The organism is Streptomyces abyssalis (genome assembly GCF_001751365.1).
Lineage (GTDB): Bacteria > Actinomycetota > Actinomycetes > Streptomycetales > Streptomycetaceae > Streptomyces > Streptomyces abyssalis.
Genome location: NZ_LJGT01000039.1, coordinates 104,792 through 124,794 on the forward strand (window position 1 = coordinate 104,792; position 20,003 = coordinate 124,794).

At 71.8% G+C, this 20,003-nt stretch carries 14 protein-coding genes; 2 read left to right on the forward strand and 12 right to left on the reverse strand.

All coding sequences use genetic code 11. The annotated features are described in order from the left end of the window. Window positions 1-28 precede the first annotated feature (28 nt). The 11 genes from AN215_RS14845 to AN215_RS14895 all read right to left on the reverse strand — a co-directional run bounded on the left by AN215_RS14845 (window position 29) and on the right by AN215_RS14895 (window position 13,042). Window positions 29-1,369 (reverse strand): SAM-dependent methyltransferase, encoded by a 1,341-nt coding sequence (locus AN215_RS14845; RefSeq protein ID WP_070031184.1) that lies wholly within the window; start codon window positions 1,367-1,369, stop codon window positions 29-31. Window positions 1,370-1,608: 239 nt separating this feature from the next. Next, window positions 1,609-3,033 (reverse strand): NAD(P)/FAD-dependent oxidoreductase, encoded by a 1,425-nt coding sequence (locus tag AN215_RS14850; RefSeq protein ID WP_070031185.1) that lies wholly within the window; start codon window positions 3,031-3,033, stop codon window positions 1,609-1,611. Between the two features lie 428 nt (window positions 3,034-3,461). Next, on the reverse strand, window positions 3,462-4,388 hold the full coding sequence (locus AN215_RS14855) for a Ppx/GppA phosphatase family protein (RefSeq protein WP_070013451.1): 927 nt from the start codon (window positions 4,386-4,388) through the stop codon (window positions 3,462-3,464). A 73-nt stretch (window positions 4,389-4,461) separates the two neighbouring features. Next, window positions 4,462-5,001: a DUF501 domain-containing protein gene (locus tag AN215_RS14860; RefSeq protein WP_070013450.1), complete on the reverse strand. Its 540-nt coding sequence runs from the start codon at window positions 4,999-5,001 to the stop codon at window positions 4,462-4,464. Between the two features lie 73 nt (window positions 5,002-5,074). Next, complete coding sequence (locus tag AN215_RS14865; protein ID WP_070013449.1) at window positions 5,075-5,584, reverse strand: FtsB family cell division protein; 510 nt, start codon at window positions 5,582-5,584, stop codon at window positions 5,075-5,077. A 210-nt stretch (window positions 5,585-5,794) separates the two neighbouring features. Then, window positions 5,795-7,075: a phosphopyruvate hydratase gene (gene eno / locus AN215_RS14870; RefSeq protein ID WP_070013448.1), complete on the reverse strand. Its 1,281-nt coding sequence runs from the start codon at window positions 7,073-7,075 to the stop codon at window positions 5,795-5,797. 359 nt (window positions 7,076-7,434) lie between these two features. Beyond that, a complete protein-coding gene (locus tag AN215_RS30660) occupies window positions 7,435-8,415 on the reverse strand; it encodes a transglycosylase family protein (RefSeq protein ID WP_171904202.1) in 981 nt (326 codons plus the stop codon). A gap of 350 nt (window positions 8,416-8,765) precedes the next feature. Then, entirely contained in the window at window positions 8,766-10,016 is a 1,251-nt protein-coding gene (locus AN215_RS14880) for a cytochrome P450 family protein (protein WP_070013928.1), read from the reverse strand. Between the two features lie 273 nt (window positions 10,017-10,289). Further along, complete coding sequence (locus tag AN215_RS14885; protein ID WP_070013447.1) at window positions 10,290-10,679, reverse strand: DUF6479 family protein; 390 nt, start codon at window positions 10,677-10,679, stop codon at window positions 10,290-10,292. 538 nt (window positions 10,680-11,217) lie between these two features. Next, window positions 11,218-12,243: a nucleoside triphosphate pyrophosphohydrolase gene (locus tag AN215_RS14890; protein WP_420856235.1), complete on the reverse strand. Its 1,026-nt coding sequence runs from the start codon at window positions 12,241-12,243 to the stop codon at window positions 11,218-11,220. Between the two features lie 106 nt (window positions 12,244-12,349). Next, window positions 12,350-13,042 (reverse strand): SurA N-terminal domain-containing protein, encoded by a 693-nt coding sequence (locus tag AN215_RS14895; protein ID WP_070013445.1) that lies wholly within the window; start codon window positions 13,040-13,042, stop codon window positions 12,350-12,352. A 403-nt stretch (window positions 13,043-13,445) separates the two neighbouring features. Here AN215_RS14895 and AN215_RS14900 point away from each other — a divergent pair, with 403 nt between their 5' ends. Continuing rightward, a complete protein-coding gene (locus AN215_RS14900; protein ID WP_070013444.1) occupies window positions 13,446-14,663 on the forward strand; it encodes an alpha/beta hydrolase family protein in 1,218 nt (405 codons plus the stop codon). Between the two features lie 179 nt (window positions 14,664-14,842). Further along, window positions 14,843-16,198, forward strand: coding sequence for an acyltransferase family protein (locus AN215_RS14905; RefSeq protein ID WP_107374379.1), 1,356 nt, complete (start codon window positions 14,843-14,845; stop codon window positions 16,196-16,198). Here AN215_RS14905 and mfd read toward each other — a convergent pair. Then, window positions 16,176-19,766, reverse strand: a complete 3,591-nt coding sequence (gene mfd / locus AN215_RS14910) for a transcription-repair coupling factor (protein ID WP_070013442.1) — start codon at window positions 19,764-19,766, stop codon at window positions 16,176-16,178. The genes AN215_RS14905 and mfd overlap by 23 nt on opposite strands. Window positions 19,767-20,003: the final 237 nt, after the last annotated feature.

Consider the following 20,003-nt stretch of genomic DNA (forward strand, 5'->3'; position numbering starts at 1 on the left):
GGCGGTCAGCCGCCGGACCGCCGCTCGCTCACGCCGCGCGCCACTCCCGGGTGCGCAGCGGCAGGCCGGACGCCCCGTCGGGAGGCGTCCGGACCGCGAGGATCTGGTTGATGCCGATCCGGTTGTGCTCGAAGGCGAGCGCCGACGCGGCCATGTAGAGCCGCCACACCCGCGCACGCCCGTACGAGGTGAGGCGCGCCGCCTCCCCGAAGGCCGCCTCCAGATTCGCCACCCAGGCACGCAGCGTCAGGGCGTAGTGCTCACGGAGCGATTCGAGGTCGCGCACCTCGAAACCGGCCTCCTCCAGCACGGCGACCGTCTGCCCGACCGGGGCGAGCTCCCCGTCGGGGAAGACGTACGCGTCGATGAACTCGTCGACCTCGTACGCCGATTCGTCCGTCACCGGGCGGCGCCCGATCTGGTGGTTGAGCAGCCGCCCGCCCGGGCGCAGCAGCCCGTACAGGTCGTCCGCGTACAGCCGGTAGCGCTCCCTGCCGACGTGTTCGGCCATTCCGATCGAGGAGATCGCGTCGTACGGACCGTCACACACCTCTCGGTAGTCCTGGACGCGGATCTCGACGCGGTCCGTCAGCCCCTCCTCCGCCACGCGCTTGCGGGCGTACGTCGCCTGCTCCTGCGAGAGCGTGATACCGACGGCGCGCACCCCGTACTCGCGGGCCGCGTGCAGCACCAGTGATCCCCACCCGCATCCGACGTCCAGCAGCCGCCCGCCCTTGCGGAGTGCCAGCTTCCGGCAGACGAGATCGAGTTTGGCGCGCTGGGCGTCCTCAAGGGTGGGCGTGGTGCCCGGAGCGGCGGGCTCCCAGTAGGCGCACGAGTAGACCATGCTCGGGCCGAGGACCAGTTCGTAGAAGTCGTTGCCCACGTCGTAGTGGTGACTGATGGCCTTGCGGTCGCGGACGCGGGTGTGCCGCACCCCGAAGCCCCTGCGCCGTTCCTCCGCAGGCGGCGCCGGCGGCGGCAACGCACCGCCGAGCGCGAGCAGTTCACGGGCGGCGGCACGCAGATCGGGATCGCGGACGCGGGCGAGGGCGGCTCGGACGCCACGGGCCGGAGGCTCCTCCTCGCTCTCGTTCCGCTCCCACATCAGGCCCGCGAGCCGTTCGAGAAGTCCGTACAGCTCGCCGTCCCCGTCGGTGTCGAGCTCTCCCGCCACCCAGGCGCGGGCCAGGCCCAGTTCGCCGGGCCGCCACAGGAAGCGGCGCAGCGCGCGGCGGTGGCGCACTCGCAGGACGGGGGCACCGGGCGGGCCTGCCTCGCTGCCGTCCCAGGCACGGATCCGGACCGGGAGAGGCGCGCCGAGCATCCGTTCGGTGAGCGCGCTGAGTCGTGACGCGACATCGGTCATTGCACACACCTCCATGCGGAAGGGGTGGAATCTCCGTACATGCAACACGATTGTCGTGCGGACCATGCCGCCTCACACACCCATTTGTTCCTGCGTCACCTCACGGCAGCGCAGGCGCATGTGCGGGAACGACGAAGGGGGCGCCCGCCCCACGGATGGCGGACGCCCCCTTTTCGCCGGGGCTCACCGATGTCTGTGCCACGTCGCGTGTCACGCGTGGCGCGTCAACGGGAGGTTCCTCAGGAGGCCCTGGCCTCTTCCCGGTCGCGGTTCGCCGCGGCCCGGCTCTCCTTGACCCGGGTCTTGCGCTCGGCCGCGGCCTCTTCCGTCGCACCGGCGGTCACCGGCGAGGCGGCCTCGTAGAACTCCTCGCGCGGGTGCTCCATCGCACCGAGGGAGACGACCTCGCGCTTGAGGAACATCGCGAGAGTCCAGTCGGCGAAGACGCGGATCTTACGGTTCCAGGTGGGCACCGCGAGCCCGTGGTACGTGCGGTGCATGTACCAGGCGAGACGGCCCTTGAGCTTGATCCGGGCCTTGCCGAAGACGATCATCGCGACGCCCTTGTGCAGCCCGAGACCTGCGACCGCGCCCTTGTTGGCGTGCTTGTACTCGCCCTGCGGGAAGCCGCGCAGGCCGGAGATGATGTTGTCGCCGAGGGCCCTGGCCTGACGCAGGGCGTGCTGCGCGTTCGGCGGGCAGAACTCGCCCTCGCCGGCGGCCAGGTCCGGCACCTGCGCGTTGTCCCCGGCGGCCCACACGTGGTCGGTGCCGCGGACCTGCATGGTCGCGTCCACGTCCACGTGTCCCTTGGGCCCGAGCGGCAGGCCGAAGCGGGCCAGCGCCGGGTTGGGCTTCACGCCCGCGGTCCACACGATGGTGCTGGAGTCGACCTCCAGGCCGTTGCTGAGCTCGACGTGCCCGCCGACGCAGGAGTTCAGCGAGGTGTTCAGATAGCACTCGATGCCGCGGCTCTTCAGGTGCTCCAGACCCCACTCGCCCAGCTTCGGGCCGACCTCCGGCAGGATGCGGGGCGCCACGTCGACGAGGATGAAACGCATGTCCTCGCGGCGGACGTTCGGGTAGTACTTCGCGGCGTCGCGGGCCATGTCCTCGACCTCGCCGACGGTCTCCGCGCCCGCGAAGCCGCCGCCGACGAAGACGAAGGTCAGCGCCCGGCGCCGTACGTCCTCGTCGCCCGTCGAGTCGGCCTTGTCGAGCTGCTCCAGCACGTGGTTGCGCAGGCCGATGGCCTCCTCAACGCCCTTCATGCCGATGCCGTTCTCGGCGAGACCGGGGATGGGGAAGGTGCGGGAGACCGCGCCCATGGCGATGACCAGGTAGTCGAAGGGCAGGTCGTACGCCTCTCCGACCAGCGGCGCGATCGTGGCGACCTTGCTCTGCTGGTCGATGGTCGTCACCCGGCCGGTGAGGACCTCCGCCTTGGGCAGCACACGCCGCAGCGGAACGACGACATGGCGCGGCGAGATGCTGCCGGCAGCGGCTTCGGGAAGGAAGGGCTGGTACGTCATGTACGAACGCGGGTCGACGACGGTGACGGTCGCCTCGCCGTAGCGCATCTTCTTCAGGATGCGCCGCGCCGCGTACAAACCGACGTACCCGCCTCCCACTACGAGGATTCGGGGACGCTCCGTGGTGCTCATGCCATCGAGTATCCACCCGCACCCGGGGGCGACCTCGTGAGGGGCTTCACAAGCATGGTCGCACCCCCTGCTACACTGCGCGGCCACGCACTGGAGCCGCTCGGGCTCCTGCTCCCCCGGCCGGAACCGCTGAGCGGTGATCCCCGCCGTGAGCTGCACTTATCGTCCGCTCCACGAGAACGGCGCCGAAGCCGCGCTCCGCCCTTCACATGGCTGGAATCCGGCGTTCACAGCCGACCGCTCGCCTCACGGCCCCTTACGGGGCTCTCACAGGTGTGATGTGCGTCCGACGAGGCGGTTTTCCACGTGAATTAATTCACGAGATCTCTTCCGGAGGTCTCCGCGGAGACGTGCGGCCACCCTTTCAAAGGAGACCGGCACTGCTCAAGTGAGGCTCCCGCAGGGGCTTCCGGCGGCTTCCGGCCGGGTCAAGTGAGGCTCCACGCAATGCCGTCGAGGATGTCGTGCTCGCTGACGACGACCTCCTCCGCCCCCGTACGTTCCATGATCCCCAGGAGTATGGCGGCCCCCGCCGCGATCACGTCCACGCGCCCCGGGTGCATGACGGGGACGGCCGCCCGCTCGTCGTGCGTCGAGGCCAGCAGCCGCTCCACGATCGCGGCGACCTGCGCGCGCGGCACGCGGGAGTGGTGGATGGCAGCGGCGTCGTAGGCCTCCAGACCCAGCGCGATGCCGCCGACCGTGGTGACGGTGCCCGCGAGCCCGACGAGAGTACGGGCCTGAGACAGCGGCACGCTCCGCTCCACCTCGTCCAGCGCCGCCGCGACGTCCGCCCGCATCGCCTCGCGCTGGGCGGGCGTGACGGGGCCGGAGAGACCGTGGCGCTCGGTGAGCCGGACGCAGCCGACGTCGACGGACCTCGCGGCACGTACCGCCTCGTCACCGACGACGAACTCCGTGGAACCGCCACCGATGTCCACGACGAGGTAGGGCTTCTCCAGATCCGTGCGGCCCGTCAGCTCCTTGGTGGCTCCCGTGAAGGAGAACTGCGCCTCCTGGTCGCCGGTGATCACCTCTGGTTCGACGCCGAGGATGTCCACGACGCCCTGTACGAACTCGTCCCGGTTCTCCGCGTCCCGCGAGGCGGAGGTGGCGACGAACCGGAGCCGCCGCGCACCGTGCTCCTCCACGGACCGCGCGTAGTCGCGGCACGCGGCGAAGGTACGCTCCAGAGCCTCCGGTGCAAGACGGCCCGTACGGTCGACGCCCTGGCCGAGGCGGACGATCTCCATCCGGCGCTCCAGGTCCTTCAGCTCGCCGGTGGCCGGGTCGGCGTCCGCGACGAGCAGCCGGATCGAGTTGGTACCGCAGTCCACGGCGGCGACGCGGGTCATGCGCTCTCCTCACGGTCCTTTCGGACGGGTCGGCCCCAGCGTATTCGCGGGCGGCTTCGCCCCGGGGCGCGCGTCAGTCCGCTGTCGTCTCCGGGGGGCCGGACGGCTCGACACAGGGGCCCTTCGCCCACCACTCCGGGAGCATCGCCAGCGCCTCGTCCCCGAGAGGGTTGACTCCCGGGCCTGCGACGAGCGAGTGCGCGACCAGTACGTGCAGGCACTTCACGCGGTCCGGCATGCCGCCTGCGCTGGGGAAACCGACCAGTTCCTCGATGGCGTCGCGGCGGGCGAGATAGTCGTCGTGGGCCGCGCGGTAGGCGTCCGCCAGCTCCGCGTCCTCGGCCAAGCGCGCCGTCATGTCGCGCATGACGCCTTCGGCCTCCAGCGTTCCGATGGCCGAGGCGGCGCGCGGGCAGGTCAGGTAGTACGTGGTGGGGAAAGGCGTGCCGTCCTCCAGCCGCGGCGCCGTCTCCACCACGTCGGGCAGCCCGCACGGGCATCGGTGGGCGATCGCGCGCAGACCGCGCGGCGGGCGGCCCAACTGTGCCTTGAACGCCGCCACATCGGCGTCCGTGGGCGGCGTGTGCTCGGTCAGCGGCGGTGGCTTTTCCATCGGTGCGGGCTCTCCCGGGATGCGGTGAGGGGGTGCGGAACGGCGGGCGGGTGGGCGGGGGTTGACCGCGGCCTCAGCGCCCGCCGGCGCCGTCGGCCTGGTCGCCTCCGCCGGTCCGCTCGCCCCTGTCGGCCTTGTCGACGCCGTCCCAGAGGTTCTGGTACCAGGCGCGGTCGGAGCCGCGGTCGGAGGGCTTGCGCGCGTCGCCCGTACCGTCGGGCAGGGTGAAGCCCGTCTCGCCGGGACGTACGAAGTGCAGGTGCTCGCGGGCCTGTTGCTCGACGTACGCCGGGTCCTTCCAGCGCGCGCGCTCCTCCCGCAGGCGCTTGACCTGCTTACGGGCGTGCTCCGCCTGACGTTGCTGTTCGGCGATCTCCGTACGCTGCGAGACGTACTGACGCATCGGATAGGCCAGCGCCACCACCAGTGAGCAGACGACGAGCGCCAGCACCGCCGCCCTTCCCGTGAGGCGGCTGCGGCGCGGGGCGCGCACGGTGCGCCCGCGAGCGCGGTAGACGCGCTCGGCTGCCCGGGTGCCGAGCGCCCTGAGTCTGGTCGCGGTGGAGAACCGATCCGCGGGCACGTTCCTCCCCTGTCCCCTTCTCAGCTGTCCGTGATGCTGCTGCGGGCCCGGCCGTGACGGTGGGCCGGGCGGGCCCCCGCCACCGTACGGGAACGGCGGCGGGGACGGGCGCAGCGACGGCACGGAGGGAACCGCGGCCCCGCCGGGCCCTGTCGGGCTCCGTCGGGCTCCGTCGGGGCGTCGGGCTCCGGGCCGGGCCTCCGGCGTACGTCAGCCCTTGTAGCGGGGGAAGGCGCTGCGCCCCGCGTACACGGCGGCGTCGTCGAGGATCTCCTCGATGCGCAGCAGCTGGTTGTACTTGGCGACGCGCTCGGAGCGGGCCGGCGCACCGGTCTTGATCTGGCCGCAGTTGGTGGCGACGGCCAGGTCGGCGATGGTGACGTCCTCGGTCTCGCCGGAGCGGTGGGACATCATGCACTTGAATCCGCTGCGCTGGGCGAGCTCCACTGCGTCGAGGGTCTCGGTGAGCGAGCCGATCTGGTTGACCTTCACCAGCAGGGCGTTGGCGGCGCCGTCCTCGATGCCGCGGGCGAGGCGCTCGGGGTTGGTGACGAACAGGTCGTCGCCGACGAGCTGGACCTTGCCGCCGAGCTTCTCGGTGATGGTCTGCCAGCCGTCCCAGTCGTCCTCGTACAGCGGGTCCTCGATGGAGACGAGCGGGTAGGACTCGACGAGCTCCGCGTAGTAGTCCGTCATCTCGGCGGCGGTGCGGTCCTTGCCCTCGAAGGAGTAGACGCCGTCCTTGTAGAACTCCGACGCCGCGACGTCGAGAGCGAGCGCGATGTCCTGCCCGATCGTGTAACCGGCCTTCTGGACGGCCTCGACGATGAGGTCCAGCGCCTCGCGGTTGGAGCCGAGGTTCGGGGCGAAGCCGCCCTCGTCGCCCAGGCCGGTGGCCAGGCCGCGCTCCTTCAGCACGCCCTTGAGCGCTTGGTACGTCTCCGCACCCCAGCGCAGCGCCTCCGAGAAGGACTCCGCACCGATCGGGGCGATCATGAACTCCTGGACGTCCACGTTGGAGTCCGCGTGGGAGCCGCCGTTGAGGATGTTCATCATCGGTACGGGCAGCAAGTGGGCGTTGGGGCCGCCGAGGTAGCGGAAGAGCGGAAGGTCGGAGGCCTCGGAGGCGGCGTGCGCGACGGCGAGCGAGACACCGAGGATGGCGTTCGCGCCGAGCGAGGACTTGTCCGCCGTGGCGTCCAGGTCGAACATCGCCTGGTCGATGAGGCGCTGCTCGGTGGCGTCGTAACCCACCAGCTCCGGACCGATCTGCTCGATGACGGCGAGCACGGCCTTCTCCACGCCCTTGCCGCCGTAGCGGCCCGTGTCACCGTCGCGGAGTTCCAGTGCCTCGAAGGCTCCGGTCGAGGCGCCCGACGGGACGGCAGCACGGCCGGTGCTGCCGTCGTCGAGACCGACCTCGACCTCGACCGTGGGATTGCCTCGCGAGTCGAGGATCTCGCGGGCTACGACGACGTCGATGGACGGCACGAGGATCTCCTTCGTGAAGTGTCTGGCTTACTGCCCAGAGCCTAACGGGCATGGGGTGGTGCCCCCGTCGGCAAGTCGTGTCGGGCGGTGGAACGGCGGGCGACGGGCAGCGAAGGAGACCAGCTCAGGGGTGCTCCGCACGGTCCCGATTTTGTTCGGGAGGGGAAGAAAAGCGGGGCGGGGCCGCGGGACGGGGGTCGCGGGACGGGGATGGGGGCGGGCGGAAGCGCGGCCGGACACGCGGCCGGACACGCGTATCGCGGATGACCGGTCGTCTGCACCGCGGGCGACCGGGCGTATGTACCGCGGACGACCGGGCGTGTGTACCGGGCGCCGTCAGCCGGCGCCGGTCAACTGCGTCAGAGGCGGAGCTCCTGGCCGGGCAGGATGAGGCCGGGGTCGGAGCCGATGAGCTCGCGGTTGCGCTCGTACAGCTTCTGCCAGCCGCCCGGCACGTTCTCCTCGTCCGCGATGGAGTAGAGCGAATCGCCCTGGGAGACCCGGTGTTCGGCGTCGTCGCTCCCGCCGGCCCCGTCGTTCCCGTCCGCGTCGCCGCGACCGCCTTCTCCTTCACGCGAGGGGCGTTCGCCGGAGTCGTCGGTTACGCCGTCGCCGGGACCGACGGGGTCACTCGGCTCGTACGGGTAGTCGCCGTCCTCGCTCTGGCCGTCACCCGCGCTGCCGTCACCGGAACCCTCCGGATCGCCGGAACCGGACGGGTCCGACGGGTCGGCCGGGTCGGCCGGGTCGGTCGAAGGCGGCTCGGACGGGGACGAGCCGGGAGATTCGGGTGAGTCGGCGGGGTCGGAGGGGCCGGCGGATTCACCGGAGCCGGGGGCGCCGCTCTCGTCCTCGGGCGCGTCCGTCGACGGCTCTGTGGGATACGGACGTTCGGCCACGGGGCCGTCCGCGACGTCTTCCGAACCGTCCGGGTCGACGTCCGGCGAGCCCGGCGAATCCTGCGAAAGACCGGCGGCCCGGGCGCAGTCGCCGAACTGTTCGGCGCCTTCGGCGTCCAGGACCCGCTCCGCCACGGTGATCTGCTGGTCACGGCTGGCCAGGTCGGGGCGTCCGGCGTACTCGGTGCCGCCGTGCTCCTCCCAGGTCTCCTGGTCCATCTGGAGCCCGCCGTAATACCCGTTGTCCTCGTTGGCGCTCCACAGTTCGCCGCTCTCGCACTCCGCGACGGCGTCCCAGGTCGTGTTGTCCGCCGCGCTCGCCGCCGTCGCACCCAGCAGCGGGATGGCGAGGCCGGCTCCCGTCACCCCTGCGGCGACCACGAAGTTGGGGGCCTGGCGGGGGCGGCGGTGGCGCCCGTTCCCGGAAAGCAGCGGCGGCATGCGGGGTGACCTCTCGTAGGGACACGGGACGTTGCGGGTGACGCTTGCGTGGTGCGAGGGGTGGTGCAGGTGCGTGGTGCTGTGCGGGGGCGTCATGCTGCGGCTCGGTGCCGCGGTTTCGTAACGCGGGGTCGTACTGCGGCGTGGTGCGCCTGAAGTGCTGTGCGGTTGCGGAGTGATGCGCGAGTGACGCTTGCGCGGCTCTGCGACTGCCGCATGAACGTAGCCTCCCGGCGTTCATCATCACAAGGTGGTGTCGTGCACATCACGCGAAAGTCACACCCGTGGTGTCCCGTCACTCCTGTCGCACAGACACCGCCGCACGCGGCGTCGTCTTCGCCGGCCCCGCGTCACTCCGTGCGCCGCTGGGGCGTGAACTCCACTGGCAGCGTGCGCAGTCCGCGCATGATCAGGCCGCCGCGCCAGCGCAGTTCGTCCGGCGGGACGGCAAGCCGCACATCGGGCAGCCGGTGCAGCAGGGTGCTCAGCGCGACCCGGCCCTCCAGTCGTGCGAGCGGCGCCCCGAGGCAGTAGTGGATGCCGTGGCCGTAGCCCAAGTGCTGGTTGTCGCGCCGCCGAAGGTCCAGTACGTCCGGATCGTCGAACTTCGCCGGATCCCGGTCCGCGGCGGCGAGCACCACGAGCACCGGCTCGCCCCCGGCGATGCGCACGCCGCCGATCTGCAGCGGCTCGGTGGCGAAACGCCACGTCGCCATCTCCACCGGCCCGTCGTAGCGCAGGAGTTCCTCGACCGCCGTGGCCAGCAGCCCGTCGTCGCCGGCGGCCAGCGCGTCGCACAGCAGCGTCCGCTGCCGCGGATTGCCGAGCAGCGTGTACGTGCCGTTGCCGATGAGGTTGACCGTCGTCTCGAACCCGGCGAAGAGGAGGATGAAGGCCATCGCCGCGGCCTCGTTCTCGGTGAGGTGCTCGCCGTGGTCGCTCGCGCGGATCAGCCCGGAGATCAGGTCCTCGTCCGGCTTCTCCCTTTTGCGGTGGATGAGTTCGGCGAGGTAGTTGCGCATCTTCTTCACGGCACGGCCGACGCCGCCGCGCGGAGGTCCCGGCTCACCGGGCTTGTGATGGCGCAGCATCATGCCCGCCCAGTCACGGAAGTCGTCCTGGTCCTCCGCCGGTACGCCGAGCATGTCGCAGATCGCGTAGATGGGCAGCGGGAAGGCGAACTCGTGGATCAGGTCCGCCTCGCCGCGCGCCGCGAAGCCGTCGATGAGCCGGTCCGTCAACTCCCTTACCCGCGGCTCGAATTCGGCGACACGGGCGGGCGTGAACGCCTTCGACACCAGACGCCGCAGCCGCGTGTGGTCGGGCGGATCGATGTTGAGCAGGTGCGTCATCAGGTTCGCGCTGCGTTCGCCCGGGATGCCGACCTTGCCCTTGCCGTGCGCCGAACGTTCGTGGTGGTGCACGGGGTTCTTGCTCAGCCGCTGGTCGGCCAGGGCCTGACGTGCGTCGGCGTAACGGGTGACCAGCCACGCCTCGACACCGCTGGGCAGCCGGGTCCTGCGTACGGGCGCGTGCTCGCGGAGCCAGGCGTACGCGGGGTACGGGTCGGCGGCGAACTCCCAGTCGAAGAGCGGGGGCATGGGGCCGCCGGCGCCGCCGGCGGGGTCGCCGGAGGCGTTGGGCACGTCAGGGGCGTCGGGCACGTCGGGCACGTCGGTGTCGTCTCGCACGGGACGACGCTAACCGGTGGCGCGGCAGGGTCCAGGGGCCTGTCCCCAGGGGGCTGTCCCCGGGGACAGGCCCCTGGGGATCCGCCCCCGGGCGTCCGGCTGCACCTGGACATGGGTCGGCCGGGTGGGGGCAGCCGGAGACCGGGTTTGGCCAGTTTGGCCGGGTTGGCCGGGTTGGCCGGGTCAGGTGTGCCCGGGGCCGCCGCTGCCGAACCCGCCGCTGCTGCCCTCGTCCCACTTGCGGGGCGGGCGTTCGTGCTCGCCGGGGTGGCTGTCGGAGTCGTAGTCGTGGAACTCGTACGGCATGCGGCGCTCGCCGTCCTGCGGCACCTCGTCGGGGACCCGGTGCCTGGTCTCGTACTCCTGAGGCGAGTTCGGGCCCTTCTCCCCGGGGCTGGACGGGCGCTGGTCGCCCCTTGCGCGGATGCGGATGCCGTAGGCGACGGCCAGGATCAGGCCGACGACGACGACGATGCCCGCGACGAGCGGCGCGATGCCCACGAGCAGATCGCGCTCGGCGGCGAGCACCGGGAGCGCCGTGAGCGAGTCGGATGCGGCTTGTACTGCGTACATGGCCCACGGGTACCCCGGCCTCGGCCGCTATGCCGGTACGGGGGCATGAGCCCGGGCGGAGTTGCCCGGGGAGCGGTGCTTCCGGGCGGGAGCGGCGCTTCCGGGCGCCCCGAGAGCCGGAACGGTGCTTCCGGGCGGGAGCGGTGCTCGCGGGCGCGGGCGGTGCTCACCAGGAGACTGCGTCCTTCCGGGCTGAGGCAGTGCTCGGGGCAGGAGCGGCGTTCCCGGCCGGGGCGGCGTTCCGAAGCGAGAGCAGTGCTCACCGAGGAGGCCCGCGCCACCAGCAGGAGCCGTGCTCCGCAGGGAGAGCAGTGCTCACGAGGGGCTCGCAGGCGGGAGCAGCACCCCGGGTGGAACAGTGCTCAGATGTGAGAGCGGTGCTCGCGGCCAGGTGCGGCGATCGTGAGCGGAACGCCGTTCCGAGGCGAGAGCAGCGCTCTCACCCAGCCCCGGACAGCCGCGCCCTGAGCCCGTGAGCACCGCTCTCGGCGAGAGCATCGCGTCAGCGAGAGCGCCGCCGTAGTCGAGAGTGGTGCTCTCATTCCGGGTCGGCGATCTCACTCTCCGCCGCGCGGATCGCGTCCCGGTACCGGCGGGCCGCTGCCCGCAGAGCCGTCTCCGGATCGATGCCTTCCGCTTCGGCGCGCACGGCCAGCGCGAGGAGTTCACCGCCGACGCCGCCGTCCGCCCCGCCTGCGCGTCCCGGGCCGCCCGGCTCCGGCGTCACGTCCAGTTCCGCCAGCCGCACCCGCTGTGCCAACTTCGCGGCCAGCGCAAGCGCGGGCTGCCCCAGTGGAATCCCCTCCGTCACCGAGTCCCGGCGCTTCTCGACGGCCTTCGTGCGGAGCCAGTGCTCCCGCACCTCCTCCGCCGTCGCCGCCTGCTCCTCCCCGAACACGTGCGGATGCCGGTGAATGAGCTTCTCCACGATGCCGCCGGCCACGTCGTCGATCGTGAACGGCTCCTCCGGGTCCTCCTGCGCGATGCGGGCGTGGAAGACCACCTGCAGCAGCACGTCCCCCAACTCCTCGCACAGCGCGCCCCGGTCGTCCTCCTCGATCGCTTCGACGAGTTCGTACATCTCCTCGATGCCGTACTTGACCAGCCCCTCGTGCGTCCGGGCCCCGCTCCACGGGCAGTCCCTGCGGATGCTGTCCATGACCTGCACCAGGTCGAGGACGCGCGCGCCGGGCAGATCGTACGAGCCGGGCAGCAGCTCCAGCTCCGGCATCGAGGTACGCCCCGAACCGGCCAGCGCTGCCAGTCCGTCGGTCAGCTGCGGCTCGCCCTCGGCGGCGGCGATGACAACGGTCGTACGGCCTTCCGAGCACGCCTCGACCAGTTCGCGGGCCGTGGGCAGAGGCCCGGTGACGACGTCGACGCCCGCCTCGCGCACGTACGGCAGCAACGGATGTTCCGGATCGCCGCACACGACGTGCCCGGCGGCGCGCAGCGCCTCCCAGGCGGGCCAGGACAGCAACCCGGGCGCCACGCGGTGGCTGGTGGTGAGGAGGACGATGCGACCGGTACGGGGAGAAGCGTTCACCCGTCGAACGTAACTCAGCGGCGGTACGGGGCCGCTCGTGGCCGGCGGAGCCGGCAGCCGAGGCGGCGCGGCCCGGCCATGCGCGGCCCGGCCCTGCCCCGCCCGGCCCTGCCCGCCTCCCGCGTCACATCTGCGGCTGCGGCTGTTGCTGCTGCCGGTCCTGCTGCTCGCCTGTGAGGTCCCGCAGCCAGGGTTCGGTGGAGTTGCCGAGAGTGGCAGCCTTCACGTCCCACTTCCCGTAGCGCGGATTGACGTCGATGTTCAGGTCCTCGGAGGTCTTGGACAGCTTCTTCCGCAGCGCCGCGTTGCCCTGCGGCGTCCGCGGGTCGATGTCAGCGGCCTTAGCCATCTTGTCGACGGCAACCTGCATGCGCAGCCAGTCGTCGATCTGCGGGGGCGCGACGGCCTGCTGCTGCAGCAGCGCCTCCTTCAGCCGCTTCTCCCCGCCCGCCTGCTTCCTCAACTCCGCGTGGTACTTACCCACTTCGCGGCGCGTGACGGACACGCCCTCGTCCTTCGCGGCCTTCTCGACGATGCGTTCACGGATCAGGCTGTCCAGGGCCGCCCGGGTCAGCTGCCCGCTGCCCTTGATCATCTCCTCGCTGCGGGGGGCGGCGCGCTGCGCGTCCCGTACCGCCTCCACCTTTGCCTGCAGCTGCCCTACGCTGATGCGTTCACCGCCGGCCACCGCAGCGGCCCCGGGGTGCGCGTCGTTGCCGCACGCGGTGAGCAGCGGCGCTGCGACGAGCAGCGCGGCCGCACCACTGACGGTGATCGCGGACCTGCGGCGACGGCTTGCTTTGGTGCTGCTGTGCATCAGCTCTCCCGGACGGCGGCTAGGGGCGTGCGGCGGTTGTGCACGACCTCGGCGTTGATCGATGTTAAGCAGCCGAGGTGGTGGAGACCACCGCTTCAGCTCTCTTCCCGGCAACGATTCGGGGTGAACCGGGCGGTTCGGAGAGGCTGTCACACCGGTCGCCACCGGTCGCCACCGGTCGCCGAGGGCGTACAAGCCCTCCCGTACGGGGTGCGTGCGGTCCTGCTACCCCTACCCGTCCTCCAGGGGACTGCCGGATGGCGGCCCCGGATCCCGCACCATAGCGTCCCGTTCCATGACATCGCCCCGTACCACCACAGTGTCCTCGGCAGCGCCACCTACGTCGTCGGACTCCCGCCGTCCCGGGGGCCGCAGGGCCTCCCGTACGCGCCGGCCGGCAGCCGTGGCTTTCGTCTCCGCGCTCGCCCTCGCCCTGCCGTCGCCCCTGCTCACCGCGGGGGAGGCCGCCGCGGCCGGGCACGCGCCGGGTGACGTACGGTCCGTGACCTTCGCCGCCGAGGCCGGTCCTGCGGAGGGCCGCCTGGCGCTCCCACGCCCCACGGGCCCGTACGCCGTCGGACGCGACACCCTCCACCTCGTCGACCGCTCGCGAACCGACCCCTGGCAACCGCAGTCCGGGCCGCGGGAGTTGATGGTGTCGATGTACTACCCGGCCCGCCACGGCACCGGCGACGGCACCGCCTCGTACATGACGCGGCCCGAGGCGAAGGCCCTGCTGAAGGGCCAGAAGCTGGACGGGAAGATCCCGGTGGAGACGGTGACATCCGTGCGGACGAACGCGCGTACCGACGCGCGTCCCGCCCGGGGACGGCACCCTCTGATCGTCCTCTCCCCCGGCTTCACGCTGCAGCGCACCACGTTGAGCGTCCTGGCCGAGGAACTCGCGGGCCGCGGCCATGTCGTGGCGGTGGTCGACCACGCGTACGAGTCGTACGGCACCTCCTTCCCCGGTGGGGGGTTCACCGAGTGCGCCGCCTGCGACGCGGTCGAGGACGCACCCGACGAGGACGAGTCGAGGGCCGTGCTGGCGAAGGTCGCCGAAGGGCGTTCCGCCGACCTCTCCTTCGTGCTCGACCGGTTGACGGGACGGCACGGCCAGCGCCCGGCCTGGCCGCACACCCGCATGATCGACCCGCACCGCATCGGCGCGGCCGGGCACTCCATCGGCGGCAACGCCGCAGCGCGGCTCATGGCCGACGACCCGCGCGTGCGAGCCGGGGTGAACCTGGACGGCAGCTTCTTCGCGCCTGTCCCCGAATCCGGCCTCGGGGGCCGCCCGTTCATGCTCATGGGCACGGCGGCGGGCCACAGCCCCGGAGGAGTGGACCCCACCTGGGAGCGGGACTTCGCCCGGCTGGACGGCTGGAAGCGGTGGCTGACCGTGACCGGCGCCGGGCACTTCACCTTCAACGATCTGCCCGTGCTGGCGGGCCAGTTGGGCATCACGGATCCGAACGCACCGTTGCCGGGCGACCGTTCGGGCGAGATCACCCGCGCATACGTGGGCGCCTTCTTCGACCGGCATCTGCACGGCCTGCCGCAGCCCCTGCTGCGGGGCCCCTCACCGGCCAACCCGGAGGTGGACTTCCAGCGTCCCTGACGGCCCCCTGCTCGACGACCGGGCGGTGCCGCGCCCTGCCGCCCGGCACCTTCCCGAGGGTCCGTGTTCATCCTCGGCTCACACGCCGATCACATCCCCTGGAGACGGGCCTTCTAGCGTCGCCCGGACGACGGTCACGGAGGCGCGGAAGCTGCCCTGCGCGGGGAGGTGGAGGGGACATCGGCACACGAGGACGCAGACGCGGGACGCGAGAGCGGCAGGGAGCCCCTGCCGTCCCGCACACCACCGGGCACCGAGCCGGACACACCACCGGGGACGAAGCCGGACACAGCGCCGGCTCCGCACCACGCCCACGGAAGGCACGGGACCCGCACTGGGACAACGTCCGGTTCCTCTCGGGCACTCTCGTCCTCGTCGGGCACATCATCGAGCCGCGCGGCGACATCGAGGGGCTGCGCTGGCTGTATCTCGTCAGCTGGGCGATGCGCGTCCCCGTATTCGTCATCGTGGCCGGGTACTTCAGCAGCGCCGGACCGCTCGGGAGACGGGAGCTGCGGCAGCTCACGGAGGCGGTGCTCGCGCCGTACCTTCTGATCGGGCTGGTGCACACGCTGGAGGTCAGGCTCCTGGAGGGGCACTGGAAGTTCTTCACCTCCCATCCCGCCTGGGGCCTGTGGTTCCTGCTGTCGCTGTTCATCTGGCGGATGCTGCTGCCGTACCTGGCCGAACTCCGGTATCCGCTGCCGACCACGGTGGCCGCCGCCCTCGCCGTCGGCTACCTCGACGACTTCACCACGGCCTTCTCCGCCGCCCGCACGGTCGCCTTCCTCCCTTTCTTCGTCCTCGGCTGGGAGCTGCGCCAGGGCCTCGCGGACCAACTGATGCACGCACGCTGGAGCCGCCATGCGGCTGTCTGTGTGCTCACGGCGACAGCGGTGACGGTCTGGTTCCTCCGGTCCAACATCGACCCGAGCTGGCTCGGCATGCACGTCCCGTACCAGGACACGGCCTATTTCGACGCGATGTGGGCGTGGGGCCAGCGCGGGGCGGTGCTGGTGTGCGGGATGCTGATCGCGCTGAGCTTCATCAGGCTGGCGCCGAAGCGGCGGCTGCCGTTCCTGACGTACCTGGGCGCGGGCGGCCTGTTCATCTACCTCCTCCATCCCCTCGTACTGCGCGCCCTCTTCCACTTCGCCGGCCTGGGGTGGGTCGGTCCGTGGCCGGAGCAGCTCGCCATGATCGCCTTCGGGTGCGCTCTGGCCGCCGTGCTGGCCTCGCCTCCGGTGCAGCGGCTCGCGGGGCCGCTGGTGCGTCCCCGGATGCCGTGGCTGTACGCGCCGGAGCGTCCCGCGGATCCCGTGGATCCCGTGGATCCCGCCGCTCCCGGGGAACACGCCGCCCCGGCCACGCGGCATCACGAATCCGCCGCGCCGCCCCGCTCCGTGGACGCCGGCACCGCCGCCGGAACGGCCGGCACCGCCGGTACGGTCACCGGCACCGCCGGTACCACCACCGGAACCCCCGGCACCGCCACAGCAACCCCCGGCACCGTCACGACCCCGGGACGGTCGTGAGGAACTCGCCCACCCATGCGAGCAGTTCGCGCCCCACGACCGGCTTGCCGCCGATGCCGCCACCCGCCTTGGGACGCGGCACCAGCACCTGCCGCGTGGCACGCTTGATCACCGAGCGCGGATAGACGCGGTTCAGGCGCAGTTCCTGCGACTCCCGAAGCTCGACGGGGCTGAAGCGGACGTTGCTGCCCTGCAGGGTGATGTCCGTGACGCCGCAGGAGCGGGCGAGCATACGCAGGCCCGCGACGAGCAGCAGGTTCTCCACGGGTTCCGGCAACGGCCCGTAGCGGTCGGCGAGTTCCTCCCGTACGGCCGCGATGTCCTCCTCGGAGTTGGCGGAGGCGATGGCACGGTAGGCCTGGAGGCGCAGCCGCTCACCGGGCGCGTAGTCGTGCGGCACGTGGGCGTCGACGGGCAGTTCGATCTTGACCTCGAGCGGGGCCTCCTCGACTTCGCCGCCCTGTTCCAGCGCGTTCCGGTAGTCGGCGACGGCCTCGCCGACCATGCGTACGTACAGGTCGAAACCCACGCCCGCGATGTGGCCGGACTGTTCGCCGCCGAGCAGGTTCCCGGCGCCGCGGATCTCCAGGTCCTTCATCGCGACGTACATTCCGGCGCCCATCTCGGTGTGCTGGGCGATGGTGGCGAGCCGTTCGTGCGCCGTCTCGGTCAGCGGCTTCTCCGGCGGGTAGAGGAAGTAGGCGTAGCCGCGTTCGCGTCCGCGTCCGACGCGGCCGCGCAGCTGGTGCAGCTGCGAGAGGCCGAAGTTGTCGCCGCGTTCGACGATGAGGGTGTTGGCGTTGGAGATGTCGATGCCGTTCTCGACGATCGTCGTGGCGACCAGCACGTCGGACTTCTTCTCCCAGAAGTCCACCACGACCTGCTCCAGCGCCTGCTCCGACATCTGCCCGTGCGCCGTGGCGATACGGGCCTCCGGCACGGTCTGCCGCAGTCGTGCCGCCGCACGCTCGATGGACTCCACACGGTTGTGGATGTAGAAGACCTGGCCCTCGCGCAGCAGTTCACGGCGGATGGCGGCGCCGATCTGCTTCTCCTCGTACGGGCCGACGAAGGTGAGCACCGGATGCCGCTCCTCGGGCGGAGTGGTGATCGTCGACATCTCGCGGATGCCGGTGACGGCCATCTCCAGCGTCCGCGGGATGGGGGTGGCGGACATGCTCAGCACGTCCACGTTCGCCCGCAGCTTCTTCAGCTGCTCCTTGTGCTCGACTCCGAAGCGCTGCTCCTCGTCCACGATGAGCAGGCCCAGGTCCTTGAACTTGGTGTCGGAGGAGAAGAGCCGGTGCGTGCCGATGACGATGTCGACCGTGCCTTCGCGCAGGCCGTCGACGACCGCCCGCGCCTCGGACTCGCTCTGGAAGCGCGACAGTGCCCGTACGTTGACGGGGAACTGCCCGTAGCGCTCTGTGAAGGTCGAGAAGTGCTGCTGGACCAGGAGCGTCGTGGGGACGAGGACGGCGGCCTGCTTGCCGTCCTGCACGGCCTTGAACGCCGCGCGCACCGCGATCTCCGTCTTTCCGTAGCCGACGTCGCCGCAGATGAGCCGGTCCATCGGGACGGACTTCTCCATGTCCTCCTTGACCTCGCCGATGGTGGTCAGCTGGTCCGGGGTCTCGGCGTACGGGAAGGCGTCCTCAAGCTCGCGCTGCCAGGGCGAGTCCGGGCCGAAGGCGTGCCCGGGTGCGGCCATGCGCGCCGAATACAGCTTGATGAGGTCGGCGGCGATCTCCTTGACGGCCTTCTTGGCCCGCGCCTTCGTCTTCGTCCAGTCGGCGCCGCCGAGGCGGTGCAGCGAGGGCTGCTCGCCGCCGACGTACTTGGTGACCTGTTCCAGCTGGTCGGTGGGCACGAAGAGGCGGTCGCCGGGCTGGCCGCGCTTGGCCGGGGCGTACTCGACCAGGAGGTATTCGCGAGTGGCGCCCTGCACGGTGCGCTGCACCATCTCGACGTAGCGGCCCACGCCGTGCTGCTCGTGGACGATGAAGTCACCGGGGACGAGCGTGAGCGGGTCGATCTGCTTGCGCCGCCGCGCCGGCATGCGGGCGGCCTCGCGGCCCGCGGCCCGCTGGCCCGACAGGTCGGTCTCGGTGAGCACCGCGAGCTTCAGCCCGGCGTCGACGAAGCCGTTGTCGAGGCAGCCGCGCGCCACGTGCACCACGGACGGCGTGATCTCGCCCAGGTCGCTCTCCTGGCGGGCGGCGATGCCCTCGCCGCTGAGGACTTCGACCGTACGGACGGCGGGGCCGTGGGCCTCGGTGACGTACACGCACCGCCAGCCGGCCGACAGCCACTCCTTGGTGTCGGCGAGGGCGCGGGCGGTGTCGCCGCGGTAGCTCTCGGGGGCGCGCATGCCCAGGCGCAGCACGTCGGCGCCCTCGGCCAGGGACTCCTCGTACGCGGCCTCGTCCTCGTCCGGGCCCGCGGCGGCGCCGGAGCTGAAGGGGCTGACCGACCACCACATCATGCCCAGCTCACGGGCGCGCTCGCGCAGGTCGGCGATGCCCCACAGGGACGCCGCGCCCAGGTCGACGGGCGCCTGGCCGCTGTCCGACATCGCGGTGGCGCTCCACGAGGCCTGGAGGAACTCCTGTGAGGTGGCCACCAGGTCCGCCGCGCGGGTGCGGACCCGCTCCGGGTCGCACACCAGCGCCATCGTCCCCTTCGGTACGACGTCGAGCAGCAGCTCCATGTCGTCGACGAGGACGGGCGCGAGGGACTCCATGCCCTCGACCGCGATGCCCTCGGCGATCTTCCCCAGCAGCTCGCCGAGCTCCGGGTGCTCCTCGGCGAGGGCCGCGGCCCGCCGCCGTACGTCGTCCGTCAGCAGCAGCTCCCGGCACGGCGGCGCCCACAGGCCGTGCTCGGCGGCCTCCAGGGAGCGCTGGTCGGCGACGCGGAAATAGCGGATCTCCTCGATCTCGTCGCCCCAGAACTCCACGCGCAGCGGGTGCTCCTCGGTGGGCGGGAAGACGTCGAGGATGCCGCCGCGTACGGCGAACTCCCCCCGCTTCTCGATGAGTTCGACGCGCGAGTAGGCGGCCGCCGCCAGCGCGTCCACGACCTCCTCCATGTCTGCGCTCTGCCCCTGCCGCAGGGCCACAGGCTCCAGCTCTCCCAGGCCCTTGACCTGCGGCTGGAGCACGGAGCGTACGGGCGCGACGACGACGCTGACCGGGCCCGTGCCCGCGTCGCCGTCCGCGTCCGGGTGCGTGAGCCGGCGCAGAACGGCGAGACGGCGGCCCACGGTGTCGGAGCGGGGAGAGAGCCGCTCGTGGGGCAGCGTCTCCCACGACGGGTACTCCACGACGCCCTCGGGCGGCAGCAGCGTGCGCAGCGCCTGGGTCAGGTCCTCCGCCTCACGGCCCGTCGCGGTCACGGCCAGCACCGGACGCCCCGAGGAGCGGGCGAGGGCCGCCACCGCGAAGGGCCGGGCGGCGGCGGGGCCGACGAGGTCGACGTGGTGCCGGTTGCCGTCGGCGGCGGCCTCGACGGCCTCCTGCAGCGCGGGGTCACGCGCGACGGCGTCGAGCAGTCCGGTGAGACTCATCAGGGGTGGCTTCCCGTCCGGGGGTGGGCAACGCGAACACCCCGCAACGGCGCTGCGCGGACGTTCCGGGGGCTTCCAAGCCTACGGCGACCCGCGGACGGGCGTGGCCCCGATCTCCCGCCGGGGACGGTGCCCGCCTTACGGGCCGGGCTGGAGCGCGGGAGCCCCAACGGCGGCAGGCACCGGCGGCCCGGTGACCTCACGGGGTCGCCGGGCCGCCGGTGCCTCGGTCATACG